Source organism: Achromobacter sp. K91, from assembly GCF_003576205.1.
Taxonomy (GTDB): Bacteria; Pseudomonadota; Gammaproteobacteria; order Burkholderiales; family Burkholderiaceae_B; genus Achromobacter; species Achromobacter aegrifaciens.
The window spans coordinates 276,964-297,318 of record NZ_QWFB01000037.1 but is presented as its reverse complement, the minus strand read 5'-3'; the positions used below and the strand labels follow the sequence as shown (position 1 = coordinate 297,318).

Sequence of the window (20,355 nt, the reverse complement as noted above, 5' to 3'; positions counted from 1 at the left end):
TAGTGTAGAGTGTCGGGATATCAAACTACATCCGCCTGCCGTCCGTCATGTCCGCCCCGCCTGTTCCCGACGCGCCTACGCCTTTCGACGCTACCTGGCGCCAGGAGGTAGGCGCCGGCCTGGATGCCGAGGGCGTGGCGCTGATCGACCAGGCCGTGGCCTGGGCCGAACCGCGTTTCGAAGGGCAGCAGGCGCTGACCGGCGAACCCCTGGCCGGACACGGCGCGGGCGTGGTCCGCATCCTGGCGGCCTTGCATACCGATGCCGCCACCCGCGCCGCGGCGCTGCTGGCTGCCTTGCCGACCGACCTGATGGCGCCCGCGCCGTCCCTGCGCAGCGATCCGGTCGCGGCCGCCTTCGGTCCCGAGATCGCGCGGCTGGTGCAGGGCACGCGCGCGCTGCTGCGCCTGGGCGTGGTGGCGCGGCAGGCGAGCGACGCCGCCGCCGAAAGCGGCTCGCAAAAGGAAATGCAGCGCAAGATGCTGCTGGCCATGGCGGCCGACCTGCGCATCGTGCTGATGCGGCTGGCCTCGCGCCTGCGCACCTTGCGCTGGCACGCGGAAAGCAAGGCGCCGTGCTCCACCGATTTCGCCCGCGAAACCCTGGACCTGTATGCGCCGCTGGCGAACCGCCTGGGGATCTGGCAGATCAAGTGGGAAATGGAAGATCTGGCGTTCCGCTTCCTGGAGCCCGACAAGTACAAACAGATCGCCCGCCTGCTGGAAGAAAAGCGGGTGGAGCGCGAAGCCTTCATCGCCGGCGCCATCGAACGCCTGCAGACGGGGTTGGCCAAGGCGGGCGTCGAGGCCGAGGTCAGCGGCCGGCCCAAGCACATCTACAGCATCTGGAACAAGATGCGCGTGAAGCGGCTGGATTTCTCGCAGATGTACGACCTGCGCGCGCTGCGCATCATCGTTGACGACGTGCGCGCCTGCTATACGGCGCTGGGCATGGTGCACGAAATGTGGACGCCGATCTCGGAAGAATTCGACGACTATATTTCGCGGCCCAAGCCCAACGGCTACCGCTCGCTGCACACGGTGGTGGCCGACGACGACGGCCGTCCCTTCGAAGTGCAGATCCGCACGCGCGAGATGCATCAGTTCGCCGAATACGGCATGGCCGCGCATTGGCGCTACAAGGAAGCGGGCGCCAAGGGCGGCCAGGTGGCGGCCTCCAGCGAATACGACCGGCAACTGGCGTGGATGCGGCAACTACTGGCCTGGAACAGCGATGTCGAGGGCGGCGGCGAACCCGCCCAGCCCGCGCCCGCCAAGCCGGCATCGGGCAGGCAGCGCGGCCCGGCGGCGGCGCCGGCCCATACCGATGAGCGCATCTACGTGCTGACGCCGCAGGCGCGCGTGATCGAACTGCCCGCCGGCGCCACGCCGGTCGATTTCGCCTATCACCTGCACACCGACCTTGGCCACCGTTGCCGCGGCGCCCGCGTCGACGGGCAGATGGTGCCGCTGCAGACCCATCTGTCCACCGGCCAGACCGTGGAGATCATCTCCGCCAAGTCCGGCGGGCCGTCGCGCGACTGGCTCAACCCGCAGCTGGGCTTTCTGGCCAGTCCGCGGGCCCGCGCCAAGGTGCGCATGTGGTTCAACGCGATCGAATTGCAGCAGCGCATCACGCAGGGCCAGGCGCTGGTCGAAAAGGAATTGCAGCGGCTGGGCAAGACTGCCGTCAATCTGGAACAGCTGGCGCAGAACCTGGGATTCGCCCGCGCCGACGACCTGTACGTGGCGGCGGCCAAGGAAGAATTCAGCCTGCGGCAGATCGACACCCTGTTCCAGCAGCCCGGGCCGGTCGTCGAGCCGCAGCCGGCCGCCTTGCGCCATGCCAGCGCCGGCAGCGCCGAGAAAAGCGGCAAGAGCGGCGTGCTGGTGGTGGGGGTGGGGTCGCTCTTGACGCAGCTGGCGCGCTGCTGCCGTCCGGCGCCGCCCGATCCGATCGCCGGCTTTGTCACGCGCGGACGCGGGGTGTCGATCCACCGCAGCGATTGCCACAGCTATCTGGCGCTGGCCGCGCGAGAGCCGGAGCGCGTCATCGAGGTGGCCTGGGGCGAAACCGCCGACACGTTCTACCCGGTGGACATCAGTGTGCGCGCGCACGACCGTTCCGGCCTGTTGCGGGACCTGTCCGAAGTCTTTGCGCGGCTGCGCCTGAACGTGGTGGGCGTGAACACACAGAGCAAGCAGTCGCTGGCCCATATGGTGTTCACGGTGGAAGTGCGCGGCGGGGAATCGCTGTCGCGCGCGCTGGACGCCCTGGCCGAAGTGCCGGGCGTGTCGTCGGCGACACGCCGCTAGGCGGGAAACCCGGGCCGGGCGGCCCGGGCGGGGGCAGGACTCAGTTGTCCAGCTCTTCGTGCGCGCGGTCGCGCATGTAGAACGCGGCGATCAGCCCCAGCGCCACGCCGAACATCACGTAATAGGCGGGCGCCATCGGCGAGCCGGTGGTCTTGATCAGCCAGGTCACGATGAACTGCGCGAAACCGCCGAAGATCATCACGGCCACGTTGTAGGCCAGGGACAGGCCCACCGAGCGCACGCGCGCGGGGAACAGTTCCGCCATCACCGTGCTGAACACGCCGAAGAATGCCGACACGAACAGGCAGACCACGACCTGCACGGCCAGCAGGCGGCCGATGGACGGCGCGTCCGACAGCCAGTAGTACAGCGGATACAGCACGATCAGGTAGCCGATGAGCGAGCCGATCACCAGGGGGCGTCGGCCGATGCGGTCGGACCAGGCGCCCATGAAGGGCGTCAGCAGCACCATCAGCGCCGCGCCCGCCATCTGCACCAGGAAGGTCTGGTTCAGCGGCAGCTTCAGGATCTGCGTGGAGTAGGTCACCAGATACGTGAAGGTGATGTAGATGGACACGGTCGCGGTGACGACCAGGCCCACGCCGATCAGCGCTTCGCGGGTATGCGTCTTCAGCATCTGGCCCAGGCTCAGGCGCTGCACGTCGCCGCGGGCGGCGGCTTGGCGCTCTTCTTCCTTGATCTGCTTGAACGCGTCGGTTTCATCGACGTTGCGGCGGATATAGATGGCGATGGGGACAATGACCAGGCCGAACGCGAACGGCAGGCGCCATGCCCAGTCGGCGATCTGTTGCGGGGTGAAGAACTCGGTGATGAGCGTGCCGCAGGCCGCGCCGATCAGCAGCGCCAGCATCTGGCCGGCCATCTGCCAGGAACCGTAGAAGCCGCGCTTGCCGTTGGGCGCCATCTCGATCAGCAGCGCCGTCGAGGTGCCGAATTCGCCGCCGGCGGAGAAGCCCTGCAAGAGGCGGGCGATCAGGATGAAGATCGGGGCCAGGATGCCGGCCGCGTGGTAGGTGGGGGCCACGGTGATCAGCGCGATCGACACGGCCATCAGCGAGGTCACCATGACCATGGCGGCCTTGCGGCCTTTCTTGTCGCCGTACAGGCCAAGGATGATGCCGCCCACGGGGCGCATGAAGAAGCCGACGCCGAAAATGGCGGTGGTCATCAGGATGGCGTTCAGCTCGCTGCCGGGAACGCTTGGGTCGGTGGGGAAGAACAGCTTCGAGATGATCGGCGTCATGAACGCGAACACCAGGAAGTCATACCATTCGAGGGCATTGCCTATTACTGCCGCCACGATGTTGCGTGTGGGAACTGCTTTGTGCTGCACGGTTTCTCCTTGGGGTTTGCCTAACCGGGCGACATTCTAGGCGCTTCGCGCGCCGGACCACGCCGAGACGCGGAGGCGCGCTGGCCTTACACTCCTGTTTTTCCCCAAGAGAGTAGTGACATGAACGCGCGCACCTGGCTGGAAACGCTGGTTGGCTTTGACACCACCAGCCGCAATTCCAATCTTGCCCTGATCGAAACCGTCCGGGATTGGCTCAAGGGCCAGGGCGTCGACGCATGGCTGGCGCACAATCCGGAGCGCACCAAGGCCAACCTGTTCGCGACCTTGCCCGCCCAGGACGGCGGCATGCAGGGCGGCATCGTGCTGTCCGGCCACACCGACGTGGTGCCGGTCGACGGCCAGGAATGGAGCACGGATCCGTTCAAGCTCGTCGAAAAGGACGACCTGCTCTATGGCCGCGGCAGCTGCGACATGAAGGGTTTCATCGCCAGCTCGCTGGCAATGGTGCCGGAATTCCTGGCCATGCCGCGCAAGAAGCCGATGCACCTGGCGTTCTCGTATGACGAGGAAGTCGGCTGCGCCGGCGCGCCCTACATGCTGGCAGACCTGCACGAACGCGGCATCCGCCCCGAAGGCTGCGTGGTGGGCGAGCCCACCGGCATGCAGGTGGTGGTGGCGCACAAGGGCATCAACCTGTTCCGCTGCAAGGTGCACGGCAAGGCGGCGCACTCGTCGCTGACCCCGCGCGGCTGCAACGCCATCGAATATGCCGCCCGCCTGATCTGCCGCATCCGCGACCTGGCCGACAGCTTCAAGGCCAACGGCCCCTACGACCAGTTCTACGACGTGCCGTTCTCCACGATGACCACCAACCAGATCCGGGGCGGCATCGCGGTCAATACCATCCCCGAACTGTGTGAATTTACCTACGAATTCCGTAACCTGCCCGGCATGCAGCCCGACGAGATCCAGGCAGAAGTTGAAAAATACGTGCGCGAAGAGCTCCTGCCGCGCATGAAGGCCGAATTCGACGGCGCCAGCATCGAAATCGAGACGGGCGCGGCCGCGCCCGCCCTGGAAGCGTCCGAGGAAGCCGCCATCACCCAGCTGGTGCGCGCCCTGACCGAAGACCGCGCCACCCGCAAGGTTGCCTACGGCACCGAGGCTGGCCTGTTCCAGGGCATCGGCATCCCCACCGTGGTCTGCGGCCCCGGCCATATCGAACAGGCCCACAAGCCCAACGAGTACGTCGCGCTGGACCAGTTGGCCGCCTGCGACACCTTCCTGCGCCGCCTGGGGCAGTCGCTCTGAGGGCAGGCTGACGGTTCCCGGGGCGGCTGGGGCGTTGCCCCCGGCCGCTGCCGGCGTCAGGTAAAATGACGGGTTGCAAACCGGATTTGCGGCCGGCAGTGGCCTGCCGCGATACCCGGGGGAGATGCTTGGTGAAACCTTACGACTTTCCGGATGCCCAGGGCCATTTTGGCCCTTATGGCGGTGTTTTCGTGGCGGAAACGCTGATGCACGCGCTCGACGAGCTGCGCGCGGCCTATGACCATTACCGTGTCGACCCCGCCTTCCAGGAAGAGTTCAACTACGAACTCAAGCATTTCGTCGGCCGGCCCAGCCCGGTCTACCACGCACGCCGCTGGTCTGAAATGGTGGGCGGCGCCCAGATCTGGTTCAAGCGCGAAGACCTGAACCACACCGGCGCCCACAAGGTCAACAACTGCATCGGCCAGGCCTTGCTGGCCAAGCGCATGGGCAAGCCGCGCGTCATCGCCGAAACCGGCGCCGGCCAGCACGGCGTGGCCACCGCCACGGTGGCGGCCCGCTACGGCATGGAATGCGTGGTCTACATGGGCAGCGAAGACGTCCGCCGCCAGGCCTCGAACGTCTACCGCATGAAGCTGCTGGGCGCGACGGTGGTGCCGGTCACGTCCGGTTCGCGCACCCTGAAGGACGCGCTGAACGAAGCCATGCGCGACTGGGTTACCAACATCGAAAACACCTTCTACATCATCGGCACGGTGGCGGGTCCCGACCCCTATCCCCGCATGGTGCGCGATTTCCAGACCGTCATCGGCAACGAATGCCTGACGCAGATGCCCGAGGCCACCGGCCGCCAGCCCGACTACGTCGTGGCGGCGGTGGGCGGCGGCTCCAACGCCATGGGCATCTTCCATCCCTACATTCCGTACGAAAATGTGCGCCTGATCGGCGTCGAGGCGGCGGGCGAGGGCATGGACAGCGGCCGCCATGCCGCTTCCCTGGCCGCGGGCCAGGTGGGCGTGCTGCACGGCAACCGCACCTATGTCATGCAGGACGCCGACGGCCAGGTTCAGGAAACGCATTCGGTCTCCGCCGGCCTGGACTATCCCGGCGTGGGCCCGGAACATGCCTGGCTGAAGGACTCCGGCCGCGCCGAGTACGTCGGCATCACCGACGCGGAAGCCCTCAAGGCCTTCCACGATTGCTGCCGCATCGAAGGCATCATGCCCGCGCTGGAGTCCTCGCACGCCATCGCGCAAGCCGTGAAGATGGCCGCCACGCTGCCGCGCGACGCCGTCATCCTGGTCAACTTGTCGGGCCGTGGCGACAAGGACATGCATACCGTGGCCGAACAGGCCGGCATCGAGCTCTGAGGCCCTGTCCATGACCACTCGCATCGACCGCATTGCCGCCGCTTTTGCGCGCACCGCCGAATCCGGCCGCGCTGCGGCGCTGATTCCCTACATTGCCGCCGGCGATCCTTCGCCCGCCGCGACCGTTCCCCTGATGCATGCGCTGGTCGAGGCCGGCGCCGACGTCATCGAACTGGGCGTGCCGTTCTCCGATCCCATGGCCGACGGCCCGGTGATCCAGCGCGCCGCCGACCGCGCCATCGCGCAAGGCGTGGGCCTGGCCCGCGTGCTGGAGCTGGTGGCTGAATTCCGCCAGCGCGACGCATCCACGCCGGTGGTGTTGATGGGTTATGCCAACCCGATCGAACGCATGGGCCAGGCCGAGTTCGCGCGTCGCGCCGAGCAGGCGGGCGTGGACGGTGTGCTGGTGGTGGACTATCCGCCCGAAGAAGTCGTCGAGTTCGCCGCCACGCTGGGCGGGCACGGCATTGCGCCCATCTTCCTGCTGGCGCCCACGTCCACGGAAGCGCGCATCAAGGCCGTCGCCGAAGTGGCGCGGGGTTACGTGTACTACGTGTCGCTCAAGGGCGTCACGGGTTCGGGCTCGCTCAACACTGACGACGTTGCCGAGCGCCTGGCCGTGATCCGCCGCCACGTGCGCGACATTCCGGTGGGCGTGGGCTTCGGCATCCGCGACGCCGAAAGCGCCCAGCGCGTGGCGCGCGCGGCGGATGCCGTCGTGATCGGCAGCAAACTGATTGAAACCATGGAGCAGGCGGCGGCGAATGCCCCCGCGGCCCAGAAAACCGACGCCGCAGTCACCGCCGCCAGCGGCTGGCTGCGCACCATCCGGCAAGCGCTGGATCAAGTAAAACGAGCAAGCGCGTCGGCCTGAGCGGCGGGCGTGACCTCATACGGGATGAATAATCAATGAGCTGGATCGAAAAACTCCTGCCTCCTCGCATCAATAAAACCAGCGAAAGCGGCCCCCGCCGCGTTCCCGAAGGCCTATGGGTGAAATGCCCGTCGTGCGAATCGGTGCTGTACAGCGAAGACCTCGCGGCCAACCTGCACGTCTGCCCCAAGTGCGACCACCACATGCGCATCGGGGCCCGTGCCCGCATCGACTCGCTGCTGGATGTCGAGGGCCGCGTCGAGATCGGCCAGACCACGCGTTCGGTCGATACGCTGAAGTTCAAGGACACCCGCAAGTACCCCGAGCGTCTGCAGGAAGCGGTCAAGCAGACCGGCGAAACCGACGCGCTGGTGGTCATGAGCGGTTCGATCCGCGGCGTATCCGCAACGCTGGCCTGCTTTGAATTCGAATTCATGGGCGGCTCCATGGGCTCGGTGGTGGGCGAGCGCTTCGCGCGCGGCGCCCAGGCCGCGCTGGACAACAAGACGCCCTTCATCTGCGTGGCTGCCTCGGGCGGCGCGCGCATGCAGGAAAGCCTGCTGTCGCTGATGCAGATGGCCAAGACCAATGCCATGCTGACCCGCCTGTCGGCGGCCGGCCTGCCGTTCATCAGCGTGTTGACCGACCCCACCATGGGCGGCGTGTCAGCCAGCTTCGCCTTCATGGGCGACGTGGTCATCGCAGAACCCAAGGCGCTGATCGGCTTTGCCGGCCCGCGCGTGATTGAACAGACCGTGCGCGAAAAACTGCCGGAAGGCTTCCAGCGCGCCGAGTTCCTGCTGCAGAAGGGCGCCATCGACATGGTCGTGGACCGCCGCCAGCTGCGCGAGGAAATCGCCCGCCTGCTGGCCTTGCTGACCAATCAACCGGCGGACGTGGTTACGGCCTGAGTTTGCCCGGGCCTGCGCCTGAGGGGACGGGCCAGACGAACAGCGCCAAGATGCCGCCGGCAGCCCAGGGCTTCCGGCGGCATTGTCATATGCGGCCCCGGGGCCGCATATGACGAACAATTTGCGGAACAGTGTTTTCCATCCGCAATGTTGCCTGCGTGCGACAAAGCTTGAGCCTTCCGGCCCGGATTTTGCTATGTTGCGTACTAGGTTTGAAATCTACGGAGTTTTCCAATGCAGTTGACCAAGAAGAAGATGCTTACCGGCCTTGTGGGACTTGCCCTGGCTGCAACCGCGTCGCTGGCAAGCGCCCAATCGTCCGAGGGTACTCAGGGCGGCGTCAGCGTGCATTACGGCATTGGAGACCACTATCAGCGCCTGACGATCAACTACGAAACGGCTTCGGTCTGGACCTACCAGTTCGGTGGCAACTGGGGCCGGCTGGACCTGACGCCCGAACTCGGCGCGTCGTACTGGAAGGCGAGCGGCTCGCGCTCCCCGGGCCATGTCTGGCAGCTCAACGCCATCCCGATGTTCCGCTGGTGGACCGGCGAACGCTTCTACATTGAAGCGGGTATTGGCGCCACGCTCTTCTCCAGCACGCGTTTCGCCGACGAGAACATCAGCACCGCTTTCCAGTTTGGCGACCACATCGGCATGGGCTTTCTCGTGACGCCGAACAATCGCATCGGCCTGCGCTATTCGCACTTCTCGAACGCCAGCATCAAGCGCCCGAACCCGGGCCTGGACGTGGTGCAGCTGACGTACACCTACCAGTTCTGATCACGCCATATATGTGGGCGTGGCGCGGCCCCAAGGGCCCGCTGCACAGACAGATCCACCCTCAGGGGTGGATTTTTTTTGGGCTGCTGTGCTGCGTTGCGGCAAGTCTAATTTGATACATCAAAAATATTATGTTCTGACGCTGCGTATACATACTTGTTGGTAGGGAGTGCAATCGCCAGAATGCTCTGGCACTGCACAACACACAACGAGCCGCCGCGCGGCTCCGCTTCCCGGCACGCTTGGCTGCGGCCGGGGAGGGGCGCGACGATGGCATACGGAGACCAACGCATGAACACCCCCTGTACGCCCGCGCGTCCCCTGACGCGCATGACGGTAGCCCTAGGCCTGGGCCTCGCGCTGTCCTGCGGCTCATCCGCCACCATGGCCGAGGAGTTTCCTAACAAGCCGCTGCGCATGGTCGTGGGCTTTGCCCCGGGAGGCGGCGCGGACATCGTGGCGCGCCTGGTCGGCGCCAAGATGGCCGAAAGCCTGGGGCAGCAGGTGGTGGTCGAAAACCGGGCCGGCGCTACCGGCACCATCGCCGCCGACAACGTCGCCCGTTCGCCTGCCGATGGCTACTCGCTGTTCCTGGGTTCGCAGTCCACCATGGTGGTGGCGCCTTCGCTGTTCCCGTCCTTGCCCTTCAAGCCCGAGAAGGACTTTGCGCCGGTATCGCAGATCGTGACCATGCCGCTGATCCTGGTGGTCAATCCAGTCTTGGTGGATGCCAAGACCGTACAGGAGCTGACGGAGCAGATCCGCAAGGCCGGCGATGGCGCAATGAGCTATGCCTCGTCCGGCCAGGGCGGCCCGCAGCACATAGCCGGGGAGCTGTATGCGCACATGGTGGGCACCAAGGTGACGCATGTGCCGTACAAGGGCGAATCGGCCGCCATGGCCGACGTGCTGGGCGGGCACGTGCCGTACATGTTCGCCAATCTGCCTGTGGCCTTGCCTCACATCGCATCGGGCAAGGTCCGGCCGTTGGCCATTACCAGCCTGAAGCGCGACCCCAAGGCGCCGCAAATCCCGACCCTGGCCGAGTCCGGGTTCAAGGACTTCGAAGTGTCGACCTGGTATGGCGTGTTCGCACCGGCCAATACGCCCAAGCCCGTGGTGGCCAAGCTTTCCGATTCCATCCGCGCCGCCGTGCAGCAGAACGATATGCAGGCCAAGCTCAGCGAGCAGGGCTTCACAGTGGTGGGCAGCGATTCCGATACCTTCACGCGTTTCGTGGGTTCGGAGCTGCCGCGCTGGTCGGTGCTGATCCGCGACATAGGCATCAAACCCGAATAGGCGTCCAGCCCGCGCGGGCGAGCCTTTATCCCTACGAGATCCAGACATGATCGATTTCACTGAAAAACGTGCAGCCGGCCCCGTCATCCGGCTGCATTCCGCGGACAACGTCGTGGTGGCGCGCGTGCCCATCGGCATAGGCATGGCCGTACCCTCCGAAGGCATCGTCAGCCGCAGCCAGATCCCGGCCGGGCATAAGATCGCGGCGCGCGACCTGCGCGCCGGCGAGCCCATCCTCAAGTACAACGTCTGCATCGGCTTTGCAGCGGGCGACATTCCGGCCGGCACCTACGTCCATTCGCACAACATGGACTTCCAGGAGTTCGACCGGGACTACGCGCACGCCCGCGATTACGTGGCGACGCCGGTCCTGCCCGAGTCCGAGCAGGCGCGCTTTCTCGGCATCGTGCGCGCCAACGGACAGGTCGCCACGCGCAACTACATCGGGGTCATGGCGACGGTCAACTGTTCGGCGACGGTGGTGCATCGCATTGCCGAAGCTTTCACGCCGCAGCTGATGGCCGCCTATCCCAATGTGGACGGCGTGGTGGCGTTGAGCCATGGCATGGGCTGCGGCATGGAAATGTCCGGCGAACCCATGGATTTGTTGCGCCGGACGATGGGCGGTTACGCCTGTCACGCCAACTTCGCCGCCGTGCTGATCGTCGGGCTGGGCTGCGAGCGCAATCAGCTGGATGCCTTGCTCAAGGACCAGGGCCTGGAGGCGGGCGCGCGGCTGAAGACTTTCATCATGCAGGAGACCGGCGGCACGCGCAAAACCATCGAGGCGGGCGTCGCCGCGGTGCAGGCGCTGTTGCCCGAGGCCAATCGGGTCGAGCGCGTGCCGGTGCCGGCGCGGCATCTGACGGTGGGCCTGCAATGCGGCGGTTCGGACGGCTTTTCCTCCATCACCGCCAATCCCGCATTGGGGGCGGCCATGGACATCCTGGTGCGCCACGGCGGCACCGCCATCCTGTCCGAAACGCCTGAGATCTATGGCGTGGAGCACACCTTGACCGCGCGCGCCCGCAACCGCGAGGTCGGCGAAAAGCTGGTGCAGCGCATCCGCTGGTGGAAGGAAGAGTACTCGCCGGGGCGCGACGTGCAGATCAACGGCAAGGTCAGTCCGGGCAACCAGATGGGCGGATTGGCCAACATCTTCGAGAAGTCGCTGGGCTCTTCGATGAAGGGCGGCACCACGGCGTTGATGGAGGTCTACCGCTACGCGGAGCCGGTGCGCCAGCCCGGCATGGTGTTCATGGACACGCCGGGCTTCGACCCCGTGTCCGCGACCGGACAGATCGCCGGCGGGGCCAACATGATCTGTTTCACCACCGGGCGCGGTTCGATGTTCGGCGCCAAGCCCGTGCCCTCGATCAAGCTGGCGACCAATACGCCGATGTATGAAAGGCTGACGGAGGACATGGACGTCAATTGCGGCGACATCCTGGACGGCACCGCGACGCTACAGGAAGTGGCGCAGCGCATCTTCGAGGAAATCCTGCTGGTGGCCTCCGGCACGCGCAGCAAGAGCGAGCTGCTGGGACTGGGCGATCACGAGTTCGTGCCCTGGAACATCGGCGTGGTGAGCTGAGCGGCACCGCCAAAAGAAGCGCCCCGGCGCACGGCTTCAGGTCGCCGTGCGCCGGGGCGCTTCGTGCTGCGGATATTGCGCTGTTCAATCCCACGGACAACTAGCACCCGCGGGATTGGGCGCTAGTTGTCCGCCAGGGTCTGCGCGCCGGGCATGTCGAAGCCGTTCTCATCCAGGGCGGCCTGCAAGGCGGTGCGCTGTTCAGCGTTCAGTTCCACGAGGGGCGGGCGTACCGTCGCCCAGGCCGGATCGCCGGATTTCCAGGCAATCGCGGCCTTCATCGCGGGGATCATGGGGAATTTGCCGAACACGTTGCGGGTCGCGTTCAGACCGGCCTGGCGGGCGTCGGCGTCGGCTTCCTGCCAGCGCTGCTGCAGGGCGACGATGGGGCCCGGATTGACGTTGCCGGTGGCGGTGATGCAGCCCACGCCGCCCGCGCGCAGGGTCTGCAGCAGGAAGGCTTCGCTGCCCGCGTAGACCTTGAAGCCGCGCGGCGCGAAGCGTTCGATCATGGCCGCCGTGTTGTTCCAGTCCCCACCACTGTCCTTTACGCCGGCGACCTGGCCGGGATAGCGGTCGAGCAGGCGGTCGATCAGGTCCAGGCTCAGCGGCACCTGGCTCACGGGAGGGATGTGATACAGGTACATGCGCAACCGGTCGTCGCCCACGCCTTCGATCAGTTCGGCGTAGTAGCGGAACAGGCCTTCGTCGCTCACGCCCTTGTAATAGAAGGGGGGCAGGACCAGCACGCCCATGCTGCCGCTGCGCACGGCGTGGCGGGTCAACTCGATCGCGTCGGGCAGCGCGCAGGCGCCCGTGCCGGGCATCAGCGCCGACGGTTCCACGCCCGCTTCCAGCAGCGCGTCCAGCAGGCTGCGCTTTTCCGACAGGGCGAGCGAGTTGGCTTCCGAGTTGGTGCCGAATATGGCCAGCCCGACGGATTGTTCGCGCAGCCAGCGGCAGTGCTTCACATAGCGTCCCAGCGCCGGGCGATAGGCTGCGTCGAATGGCGTCAGGACCGGAGAAAAAACGCCGGGAATGCTGGCTTGGGTGCTCATTGTCTCTACTCGTTTTCTGATGAATGAAAAGGACGCGCCACGGGGCGCAGCGGCAACGTCTGATTCTGGCACCGAAGCGGCCAGTGAACATCTGCTGTTTAATTGCTTCAATCCATAAAATTGTTGTGGTTTGCCCTGGCGCAAACCATGCCTGCAGAAAAAGAGGGGGGACGCTTTGGATACGCGATATGTGCAGAGCTTTGTGTCGGTGGTCGAATGCGGATCGCTGGCGGAGGCCGCGCGCCGGCTGGACCTGACCCCCGCTGCCATTGCGGCGCGGGTGCGCACCCTGGAGGAAGAGCTGGGCGCCACGCTCATCAAGCGCGTGGGCCGCAGCGTCAAGGCGACCGAAGCGGGCCTGAAAGTGCTGGAACGAGCCCGCAGCGTGCTGCGCGAAGTGCGCGACCTGCGGGCCAGCGCCAGCGACGACGCGCCCTTGGGCGAGTTGAGGCTGGGCGTGTCGGTGTCGGCGCTGACGGGCATCATGCCCACCGTGCTGGCGCGCCTGTACCGGCGCCTGCCCAAGCTGGCCGTTTTCGTGGAGCCAGGCACCTCCAATCACCTGTACCACCGGGTGATCAACGGCGACCTGGACGCGGCCTTCATCGTCAAGCCGCAATTCAACCTGTCCAAAGGCTACGCCTGGAAATTGGTGGCGGAAGAGCCTCTGGTGGTGCTGGCGCCGCCCGATACCGTGAGCAATGACGCCCACGAGCTGATGAGCACGCAGCCTTTCATACGCTATGACCGCAACGTCTGGGGCGGCCGGCTGGCGGACCAGTATCTGCGCCAGCACGGCATCGTGCCGCGCGAGCGCCTGGAGGTCGACGGCCTGATGGGCATCGCCTGCATGGTGTCGGAAGGGCTGGGCGTGTCGCTGGTACCCGATTGGGCGCCGGATTGGGTGGACAGCCGGCGCGTCAAGCGAGTGCCGCTGCCGGGGCGCGCGCCTCTGCGCTGCATGGGGATCATCTGGGCCCGGCATATGCCGCATTCGGCGTTGGCGGAAGCGTTCGTCGAAGAGGCCGGCCTGGCTTTGAACCTGCCCGCGGAGCCGATAGAGGACGAGTGAGCGGCCGAGGGGGCGCGCTGCGAATCGCGCGGGGCGTCGCTGCCCTGCGGACCCACCATGAAAAACACCCCGTACGCTGGATCGGTATCCAGCGTACGGGGTGCGATGTGCTGCCAGTCGCAAGCCCTTGCGGGCCTGCGGTTTAGTGGCGCGTTTCGACCTGAACCAGCGGCTCGTTGGAAACGGGCGCGACCGGCTTGCGCTCGCGGCCCAGGCGGACCGGCGTGTGCGCAGCGGCGATACGCAGCTGGGTCTGGGCGTGGCGGTCCGGATCGGTCTCCACCCACTGCAGGCCGGCGGCATTCACCACGTCGTGCAGGGCCTGGGCCTTGGCCGACGGGGCGACAGCCGGCACCACGATGGGCTGGCTGGCTGCGGGCGTCGCGGCAGCCGCTTCCTGCGCGACAGGCGCGGCCGGAGCAACCGGGGCCACCGGCGCCGGGGCGGGAGCAACCACGGGTTCGACGGCGGCGGCTTCCACCGGCGCCGGCTCGGTCGCTGCGGGGGCGGAAACCTCGCTCGCGGCCTGCACGGACACCGGCTGGGTCACTTCGGCGGCAGCCGTCTGCACGGGCTGGGCCACGGGTTCGACGGCTTGCTCGGCTTGGGCCTGCACGGGCGCTGCCGGCTGGGTTTCAACCGGAGCAGCGGCAACCTGGACGGGCTCGGCTGTCGTGGTTTCGGGCTGCTGGGCTTGCGCCGGAGCGGCCTGGACATGTGCGGCAGGTTCCTCGGTTTGCGCAGCGGTCACGGCGGGCTGGGCAGCGGCTTCTTCCGACTGTTCGATGCTGTCGTCGTCGGCGCCATCTTCCTGCTGGTCGTCGCTGCCGGCCAAGCCAGCTTCTTCCTGGCTGCGGCGGCCACGGCGGCTGCGGCGGCGGCGGCGCTTGCGCTCGGGATCGGCGGCGCCTTCGGCGCCTTCCACGGCGGGTACGCCATCGGCGGTCTGTTCGAGCACGGCTTCGGCTTCGCCGGCCTCGGCGGTCACCGCGGCGGCTTCAGGAGCCGGTTTGGTTTCGGGCAGGGCGGTGGCGACCGTCTGCGCCAGGGCGGCGACCATGCTTTCCTGTTCGCTCATCGGGGCGTCGGACTGGCCTTCCTCGCGGCGATTGCGGCCACGGCCGCGGCGGCGGTTGCGGCCGGCGCCGCTGTCCTCGCCGCCAGCTTCCACGGCTTGCTCGGGGCGGTTGGACGCCAGGGCAGCTTGCGCAGCCTGGGTGTCGCGTTCGCCACGGGCGTCGTTGCGGTTGTTGCGGTCGCCGCGTTCCTGGCGCTCGCCCTCGGCGCGGCGGTTGCCGCGGACGTGGTGGCGGCCGCCTTCGCTGCCCTCGGCGCCTTCGCCGCGGGATTCGCCGCGGCGGTTGCGGTTGCGGTCCGAACCATGGCGTTCGCCACGGCGTTCCTGGCCGTCATGGCTGCTGCGGCCCTTGCCGCGGCCGGAGCTGGCGCGCTTGGCGCTGTCTTCCTGGGCAGCGGGAGCGGGCTTGGCCGCTTCGGAGCTGCCGCCCAGCCAGCCGAACAGGCGCTTGAACAGGCCGCCCAGGCCGCCGGTTGCTGCCGGCGCGGGAGCCGGCGCAGCGGGAGCCGGGGTCGAAACCGGAGCGGGCTGCGAGGGCGTGATGCCCTTGACCAGCGCTTCCGGACGCGACTTGATTTCGTGCTCGCGCGGCTGCCAGGGGGCGTCCGTGGCCGGGGCTTCAACCAGTTCGAAGCTGGTCTTCAGTTCTTCCAGGCGCGGATCGTCGTGGCGCAGGCGCTCGATGTGGTGGTGCGGCGTTTCCAGATGCTTGTTGGGGATCAGCATCAGGTTGACCTTGAGGCGGGCTTCCATCTTGGTGATGTCGGCGCGCTTTTCGTTCAGCAGGTAGGTTGCAACGTCGACCGGCACTTGGGCGTGCACGGCGGCGGTGTTTTCCTTCATGGCCTCTTCCTGCAGCAGGCGCAGCACATGCAGGGCGCTGGACTCGGCGTCGCGGATCACGCCGGTGCCGTTGCAGCGCGGGCAGGTGATGTGCGAGCCTTCGTTCAGGGCGGGACGCAGGCGCTGGCGCGACAGTTCCATCAGGCCGAAGCGCGAAATCTTGCCCATCTGGACGCGGGCGCGGTCGAAGTGGAGGGCGTCACGCAGGCGCTGTTCGACGGCGCGCTGGTTCTTGCTGTCCTCCATGTCGATGAAGTCGATGACGATCAGGCCGCCCAGGTCGCGCAGGCGCAACTGGCGGGCCACTTCATCGGCTGCTTCCGAGTTGGTGCGCAGCGCGGTTTCCTCGATGTCGGCGCCGCGCGTGGAGCGGGCCGAGTTGACGTCCACGGAAACCAGGGCTTCGGTGTGGTCGATGACGATGGCGCCGCCCGAGGGCAGCGTGACCGTGCGCGAGTACGCCGTTTCGATCTGGTGTTCGATCTGGAAACGGGAGAAGAGGGGGATATCGTCGCGGTAGCGTTTGACGCGCTGGACGTTGTCCGGCATCACCACGCTCATGAAGGCCGTGGCCTGGTCGGCGATCTCGTCGGTATCGATGAGGATCTCGCCGATTTCCGGGGAGAAGTAGTCGCGGATGGCCCGGATGACCAGGCTGGATTCCAGGTAGATCAGGATCGGCGCGGAGTTGTCGCGCGCGGCGCCGTCGATCGCGGTCCAGAGCTGCAACAGGTAGGACAGGTCCCACTGGAGCTCTTCGACGTTGCGGCCGATGCCGGCGGTGCGGGCGATGATGCTCATGCCCTGGGGCAGATCGAGCTGCTCCATCGTGTCGCGCAGTTCCTGGCGGTCCTCGCCCTCGACGCGGCGCGAAACGCCACCGCCACGGGGATTGTTGGGCATCAGGACCAGGTAGCGGCCGGCCAGCGAGATGAACGTGGTCAGGGCGGCGCCCTTGTTGCCGCGCTCTTCCTTTTCAACCTGGACGATCAGTTCCTGGCCTTCGCGCAGGGCGTCCTGGATGCGGGCGCTGCGGACGTCCACGCCTTCCTTGAAGTAGCTGCGGGCCACTTCCTTGAAAGGCAGGAAACCGTGACGGTCTTCACCGTAGTTGACGAAGCAAGCTTCGAGGCCGGGTTCGATCCGGGTGATGACACCTTTGTAGATATTGCCTTTGCGTTGTTCGCGGCCGGCAGTCTCGATGTCGAGGTCGATGAGTTTTTGCCCATCGACGATAGCGACGCGTAATTCTTCCTGATGCGTCGCATTGAACAGCATGCGCTTCATGAGAGGGGTTCTCCGTTGTCATGACGCGCCGATATCGGCGCGTGACCTCGGGTCACTCGGGCTGCGGGCTGAAGCGGGCAAGAGTTGCGGACCGTACCTGGGCGGCGCCCAGGCGTATCCGCCGCGGGTCAGGCGGGCACGTCGAGCCGTGGGGCTCGGGGTTCTGTCAGCAGGAGGGTCAGCTTCACTGAATGTGGTTTGACGGAAAAGTGCTGTGAACGGCAGTTGCGGTCGGATTGGTTGCCCACGCGCAGCTGGTGCTTTAAATATGCGACGATTCTTGCGGTGCTTCAGAGCCGCTTGCGGCATGCAACGGACCTGCTGGGACAGCGGGCAAAATGAATGCCACACCACTATCCGGCAGGGCGCGGTTGCGCCGGCGACCAAATGACCCCGGGGGTTGAATGAGCAGGCAGTACAATGGCGGCCCGCGCGCTCGACGGAGTTGCGTAACGTTGCATCTCTACGTCAGGCGGCTAGTTCAGCCCCTTTAGGCTGTCCCGATTATATGTCGCTTTTCGCAATGCGCAAAGAAACTTCCCCCTCGCTTTCCCTCTCTAAAGCTCCCCCTGCCGTCCGGATGGTGGAAGTCGATGCCGAGCATGCCGGCCAGCGTCTGGACAACTACCTTGCGCGCCTGTGCAAGGGCGTCCCCAAAACCCATATCTACAAGGCCATACGCGGCGGCGAAGTGCGGGTAAACAAGGGACGCACTTCGGCCGACTACCGCGTCGCCGAGGGCGACGTGGTCCGCGTTCCGCCGCTGCGGCTGCCTGACCCGGGCAAGCCCCGTCCGGTGCCTGGCGCCGAATTCCCCGTGGTGTTCGAGGACGAGGCGCTGCTTGTCGTGGACAAGCCCGCCGGCGTGGCGGTCCATGGCGGCAGCGGCGTGTCCTTCGGCGTGATCGAACAGCTGCGGGCGGCCCGGCCCGGCGCCAAGTTCCTGGAACTGGTCCATCGCCTGGATCGGGAGACCTCGGGTCTCTTGATGGTGGCCAAGAAGCGCAGCGCCCTGCTGGCGTTGCACGCCATGCTGCGCGAAGGAAAAGGGGACAAACATTACCTGGCCCTGGTCGAGGGCGATTGGGTCAATGACCGCCAGCACATCAAGCTGGGGCTGTCCAAGTGGACCACCCAGTCCGGCGAGCGCCGGGTCAAGGTCGATCCGGACGGCCAGTCGGCGCACACCATCGTCACGCTCAAGCAGCGTTTTGGTGGCTATAGTCTGGTCGACGCCGAATTGCGTACCGGTCGCACCCATCAGATCCGGGTGCACCTGGCCGCCAGCGGCTTCCCCATCGTGGGCGACGACAAGTACGGCCACGACGAAGTACGGGCGCAGTTCGCGCGCATGGGTTTTGGCAGGATGTTCCTGCACGCCCACCAATTGACCCTGGCCCACCCGGTGACGGGCGAGTCCCTGACGCTTACCGCCGAGCTGCCCCCAGCTTGCCGGAAAATACTGAAACAACTGGAGTCGGTCTGATTATGTCGTATTCGCTGGTCGTTTTTGACTGGGATGGCACCCTGATGGATTCCACGCACAGCATCGTGGCCGCCATCCAGGGCGCCTGCCGCGACCTGGAACTGGCGGTGCCTTCGGCATCCGATGCCAGCTGGGTGATAGGCCTGTCCCTGGAAAGCGCCCTGCGCCGCGCGGTGCCGGAACTGACGCAGGCGATGCTGCCGCGCTTCCTGGAGCGCTACCGCACGCACTATCTGCTGCGTGATCCGGAATTGCGCCTGTTCGAGGGTGTGCAGGAACTCTTGGCCGAACTGGCCGGGCAGAACGTGCGCCTGGCGGTGGCTACCGGCAAGAGCCGCGTGGGCCTGACCCGCGCGCTGGCCGCGACCGGCCTGGGGCCGCTGTTCGATGCCACGCGCACCGCCGACGAAACTTTCAGCAAGCCGCATCCGGCGATGCTGCACGAGCTGATGCAGGAGCTGGACGTGGATCCGGACCGCGTCGTGATGGTGGGTGACACCTCGCACGACCTGCAGATGGCGATCAATGCCGGCGTGCATGGCCTGGGGGTGACCTATGGCGCACATACCCTGAAGGAACTTGAGGGTTGTTCGCCCCAGGCGGTGCTCGACAGCGTGCCGAAGGTGCGCGAATGGCTGCTGCCTCGTATCTAGCGACCTGGCGCCCGGGATTCTCCGGGCGTGCGCAGTCCGGGCGCGGAACGCCCGCCGTACGCGCGGGTCTATAGGAAATACCCGCAAGCGCCGGCTGCCGCGGAATATCATGGGGCGGCGCGGCGTCCATGGCTTGCGCAGGGCGCGTCCATGATCCTGCGGGCGCTACACCGGAGACCATGATGTTGATACGCAAGCCCGACGATATTCTTCCGTCCGAGATCACCTCCGAGGACGTCTGGCGTTCGCGCCGCGAACTGATGCTGCGCGCGGGGCTGGTCGCGGCCGCCGCAGGCCTGCCGGGGTGGGCCATGCGCAGCGCGCACGCCCAGGAGGCCGGCGTCCTGCCGGGCAAGCTCAACCCCGCCTTGAGCGTCATGGACAAGCAGACGACGCTGGCCGACGTCACCTCCTACAACAACTACTACGAGTTCGGCGTGGATAAGGGCGATCCGGCCGCCAATGCCGGCAAATTGCAGACACGCCCCTGGAGCGTGAGCGTCGAGGGCGAAGTCGGCAAGCCGCGCACCTTTTCCATCGAAGAGCTGCTCAAGCTGGCGCCGATGGAAGAACGCGTCTACCGGCTGCGCTGCGTCGAGGGCTGGTCCATGGTGATTCCGTGGATGGGCTATTCGCTGTCGGCGCTGCTCAAGCAGGTCGAACCCACGGGCAACGCCAAGTACGTGGAATTCGTCACCGCCGTGCAGCGCGAGAACATGCCGGGCGTGCGCGCCGCGATCCTGGAATGGCCTTATGTGGAGGGCCTGCGCATCGACGAAGCCATGAATCCCCTGGCCATGCTGGTGTTCGGCGTCTACGGAAAGGTGCTGCCGAACCAGAACGGCGCGCCGCTCAGGTTGGCGGTGCCCTGGAAGTATGGTTTCAAGTCGGCCAAGTCCCTGGTCAAGATCCGCCTGGTCGAAAAACCGCCCGTGTCGTCGTGGATCAAGGCCGCGCCCCAGGAGTACGGCTTTTACGCCAATGTGAATCCCGAGGTGCCTCATCCGCGCTGGAGCCAGGCCACGGAACGCCGCATTGGCGAGGACGGGCTGTTCTCCCCCAAGCGCAAGACCCTGATGTTCAACGGTTATGCCGAACAGGTGGCGTCGCTCTACCAGGGGATGGACCTGAAGGCGAACTACTGA

Annotated in this window: 15 protein-coding genes and 1 pseudogene; 12 read left to right on the top strand and 4 right to left on the bottom strand. The window is 66.4% G+C overall.

Annotated features, from left to right (window positions below):
* The first annotated feature begins 47 nt into the window (after nt 1-47).
* Nucleotides 48-2,315, top strand: coding sequence for a bifunctional (p)ppGpp synthetase/guanosine-3',5'-bis(diphosphate) 3'-pyrophosphohydrolase (locus tag DXK93_RS20420; RefSeq protein ID WP_054450575.1), 2,268 nt, complete (start codon nt 48-50; stop codon nt 2,313-2,315).
* 40 nt (nt 2,316-2,355) lie between these two features.
* On the opposite strand, the gene DXK93_RS20415 is transcribed toward DXK93_RS20420, so the two are convergent.
* Nucleotides 2,356-3,669 (bottom strand): MFS transporter, encoded by a 1,314-nt coding sequence (locus tag DXK93_RS20415; RefSeq protein ID WP_059374811.1) that lies wholly within the window; start codon nt 3,667-3,669, stop codon nt 2,356-2,358.
* A 120-nt stretch (nt 3,670-3,789) separates the two neighbouring features.
* On the opposite strand from DXK93_RS20415, the gene argE reads away from it, so the two are divergent.
* From argE to DXK93_RS20380, 7 genes are all read left to right on the top strand, one after another.
* A complete protein-coding gene (gene argE / locus DXK93_RS20410; RefSeq protein ID WP_119450979.1) occupies nt 3,790-4,941 on the top strand; it encodes an acetylornithine deacetylase in 1,152 nt (383 codons plus the stop codon).
* A gap of 131 nt (nt 4,942-5,072) precedes the next feature.
* On the top strand, nt 5,073-6,272 hold the full coding sequence (gene trpB / locus DXK93_RS20405; RefSeq protein ID WP_054451311.1) for a tryptophan synthase subunit beta: 1,200 nt from the start codon (nt 5,073-5,075) through the stop codon (nt 6,270-6,272).
* 10 nt (nt 6,273-6,282) lie between these two features.
* Nucleotides 6,283-7,146, top strand: coding sequence for a tryptophan synthase subunit alpha (gene trpA / locus DXK93_RS20400; protein WP_054450579.1), 864 nt, complete (start codon nt 6,283-6,285; stop codon nt 7,144-7,146).
* A 35-nt stretch (nt 7,147-7,181) separates the two neighbouring features.
* A complete protein-coding gene (gene accD / locus DXK93_RS20395) occupies nt 7,182-8,057 on the top strand; it encodes an acetyl-CoA carboxylase, carboxyltransferase subunit beta (RefSeq protein ID WP_054450581.1) in 876 nt (291 codons plus the stop codon).
* 234 nt (nt 8,058-8,291) lie between these two features.
* Complete coding sequence (locus DXK93_RS20390; protein WP_054450583.1) at nt 8,292-8,840, top strand: acyloxyacyl hydrolase; 549 nt, start codon at nt 8,292-8,294, stop codon at nt 8,838-8,840.
* A 291-nt stretch (nt 8,841-9,131) separates the two neighbouring features.
* Nucleotides 9,132-10,139, top strand: a complete 1,008-nt coding sequence (locus DXK93_RS20385) for a tripartite tricarboxylate transporter substrate binding protein (RefSeq protein ID WP_119450978.1) — start codon at nt 9,132-9,134, stop codon at nt 10,137-10,139.
* Nucleotides 10,140-10,185: 46 nt separating this feature from the next.
* Complete coding sequence (locus DXK93_RS20380; RefSeq protein WP_119450977.1) at nt 10,186-11,733, top strand: UxaA family hydrolase; 1,548 nt, start codon at nt 10,186-10,188, stop codon at nt 11,731-11,733.
* 122 nt (nt 11,734-11,855) lie between these two features.
* Here DXK93_RS20380 and DXK93_RS20375 read toward each other — a convergent pair whose 3' ends face one another.
* A complete protein-coding gene (locus tag DXK93_RS20375) occupies nt 11,856-12,791 on the bottom strand; it encodes a dihydrodipicolinate synthase family protein (protein WP_054450588.1) in 936 nt (311 codons plus the stop codon).
* Between the two features lie 175 nt (nt 12,792-12,966).
* On the opposite strand from DXK93_RS20375, the gene DXK93_RS20370 reads away from it, so the two are divergent.
* Nucleotides 12,967-13,863 (top strand): LysR family transcriptional regulator, encoded by an 897-nt coding sequence (locus DXK93_RS20370; RefSeq protein ID WP_054450590.1) that lies wholly within the window; start codon nt 12,967-12,969, stop codon nt 13,861-13,863.
* A 142-nt stretch (nt 13,864-14,005) separates the two neighbouring features.
* Here DXK93_RS20370 and DXK93_RS20365 read toward each other — a convergent pair whose 3' ends face one another.
* Nucleotides 14,006-17,062, bottom strand: a complete 3,057-nt coding sequence (locus DXK93_RS20365) for an Rne/Rng family ribonuclease (RefSeq protein WP_225591433.1) — start codon at nt 17,060-17,062, stop codon at nt 14,006-14,008.
* Nucleotides 17,046-17,093 (bottom strand): annotated as a pseudogene (locus DXK93_RS32630) (hypothetical protein); the annotation flags it as partial. The pseudogene DXK93_RS32630 and the gene DXK93_RS20365, both read right to left, overlap by 17 nt.
* A gap of 501 nt (nt 17,094-17,594) precedes the next feature.
* On the opposite strand from DXK93_RS32630, the gene DXK93_RS20360 reads away from it, so the two are divergent.
* The 3 genes from DXK93_RS20360 (at nt 17,595) to msrP (ending at nt 20,355) form a co-directional block, all read left to right on the top strand.
* Entirely contained in the window at nt 17,595-18,557 is a 963-nt protein-coding gene (locus tag DXK93_RS20360; protein WP_175181235.1) for an RluA family pseudouridine synthase, read from the top strand.
* 2 nt (nt 18,558-18,559) lie between these two features.
* Nucleotides 18,560-19,210 carry an HAD family hydrolase gene (locus tag DXK93_RS20355; protein ID WP_054450595.1) on the top strand — a complete coding sequence of 217 codons (651 nt, stop codon included), beginning with the start codon at nt 18,560-18,562 and terminating at the stop codon, nt 19,208-19,210.
* A gap of 182 nt (nt 19,211-19,392) precedes the next feature.
* Nucleotides 19,393-20,355, top strand: coding sequence for a protein-methionine-sulfoxide reductase catalytic subunit MsrP (gene msrP / locus DXK93_RS20350; protein ID WP_054450597.1), 963 nt, complete (start codon nt 19,393-19,395; stop codon nt 20,353-20,355).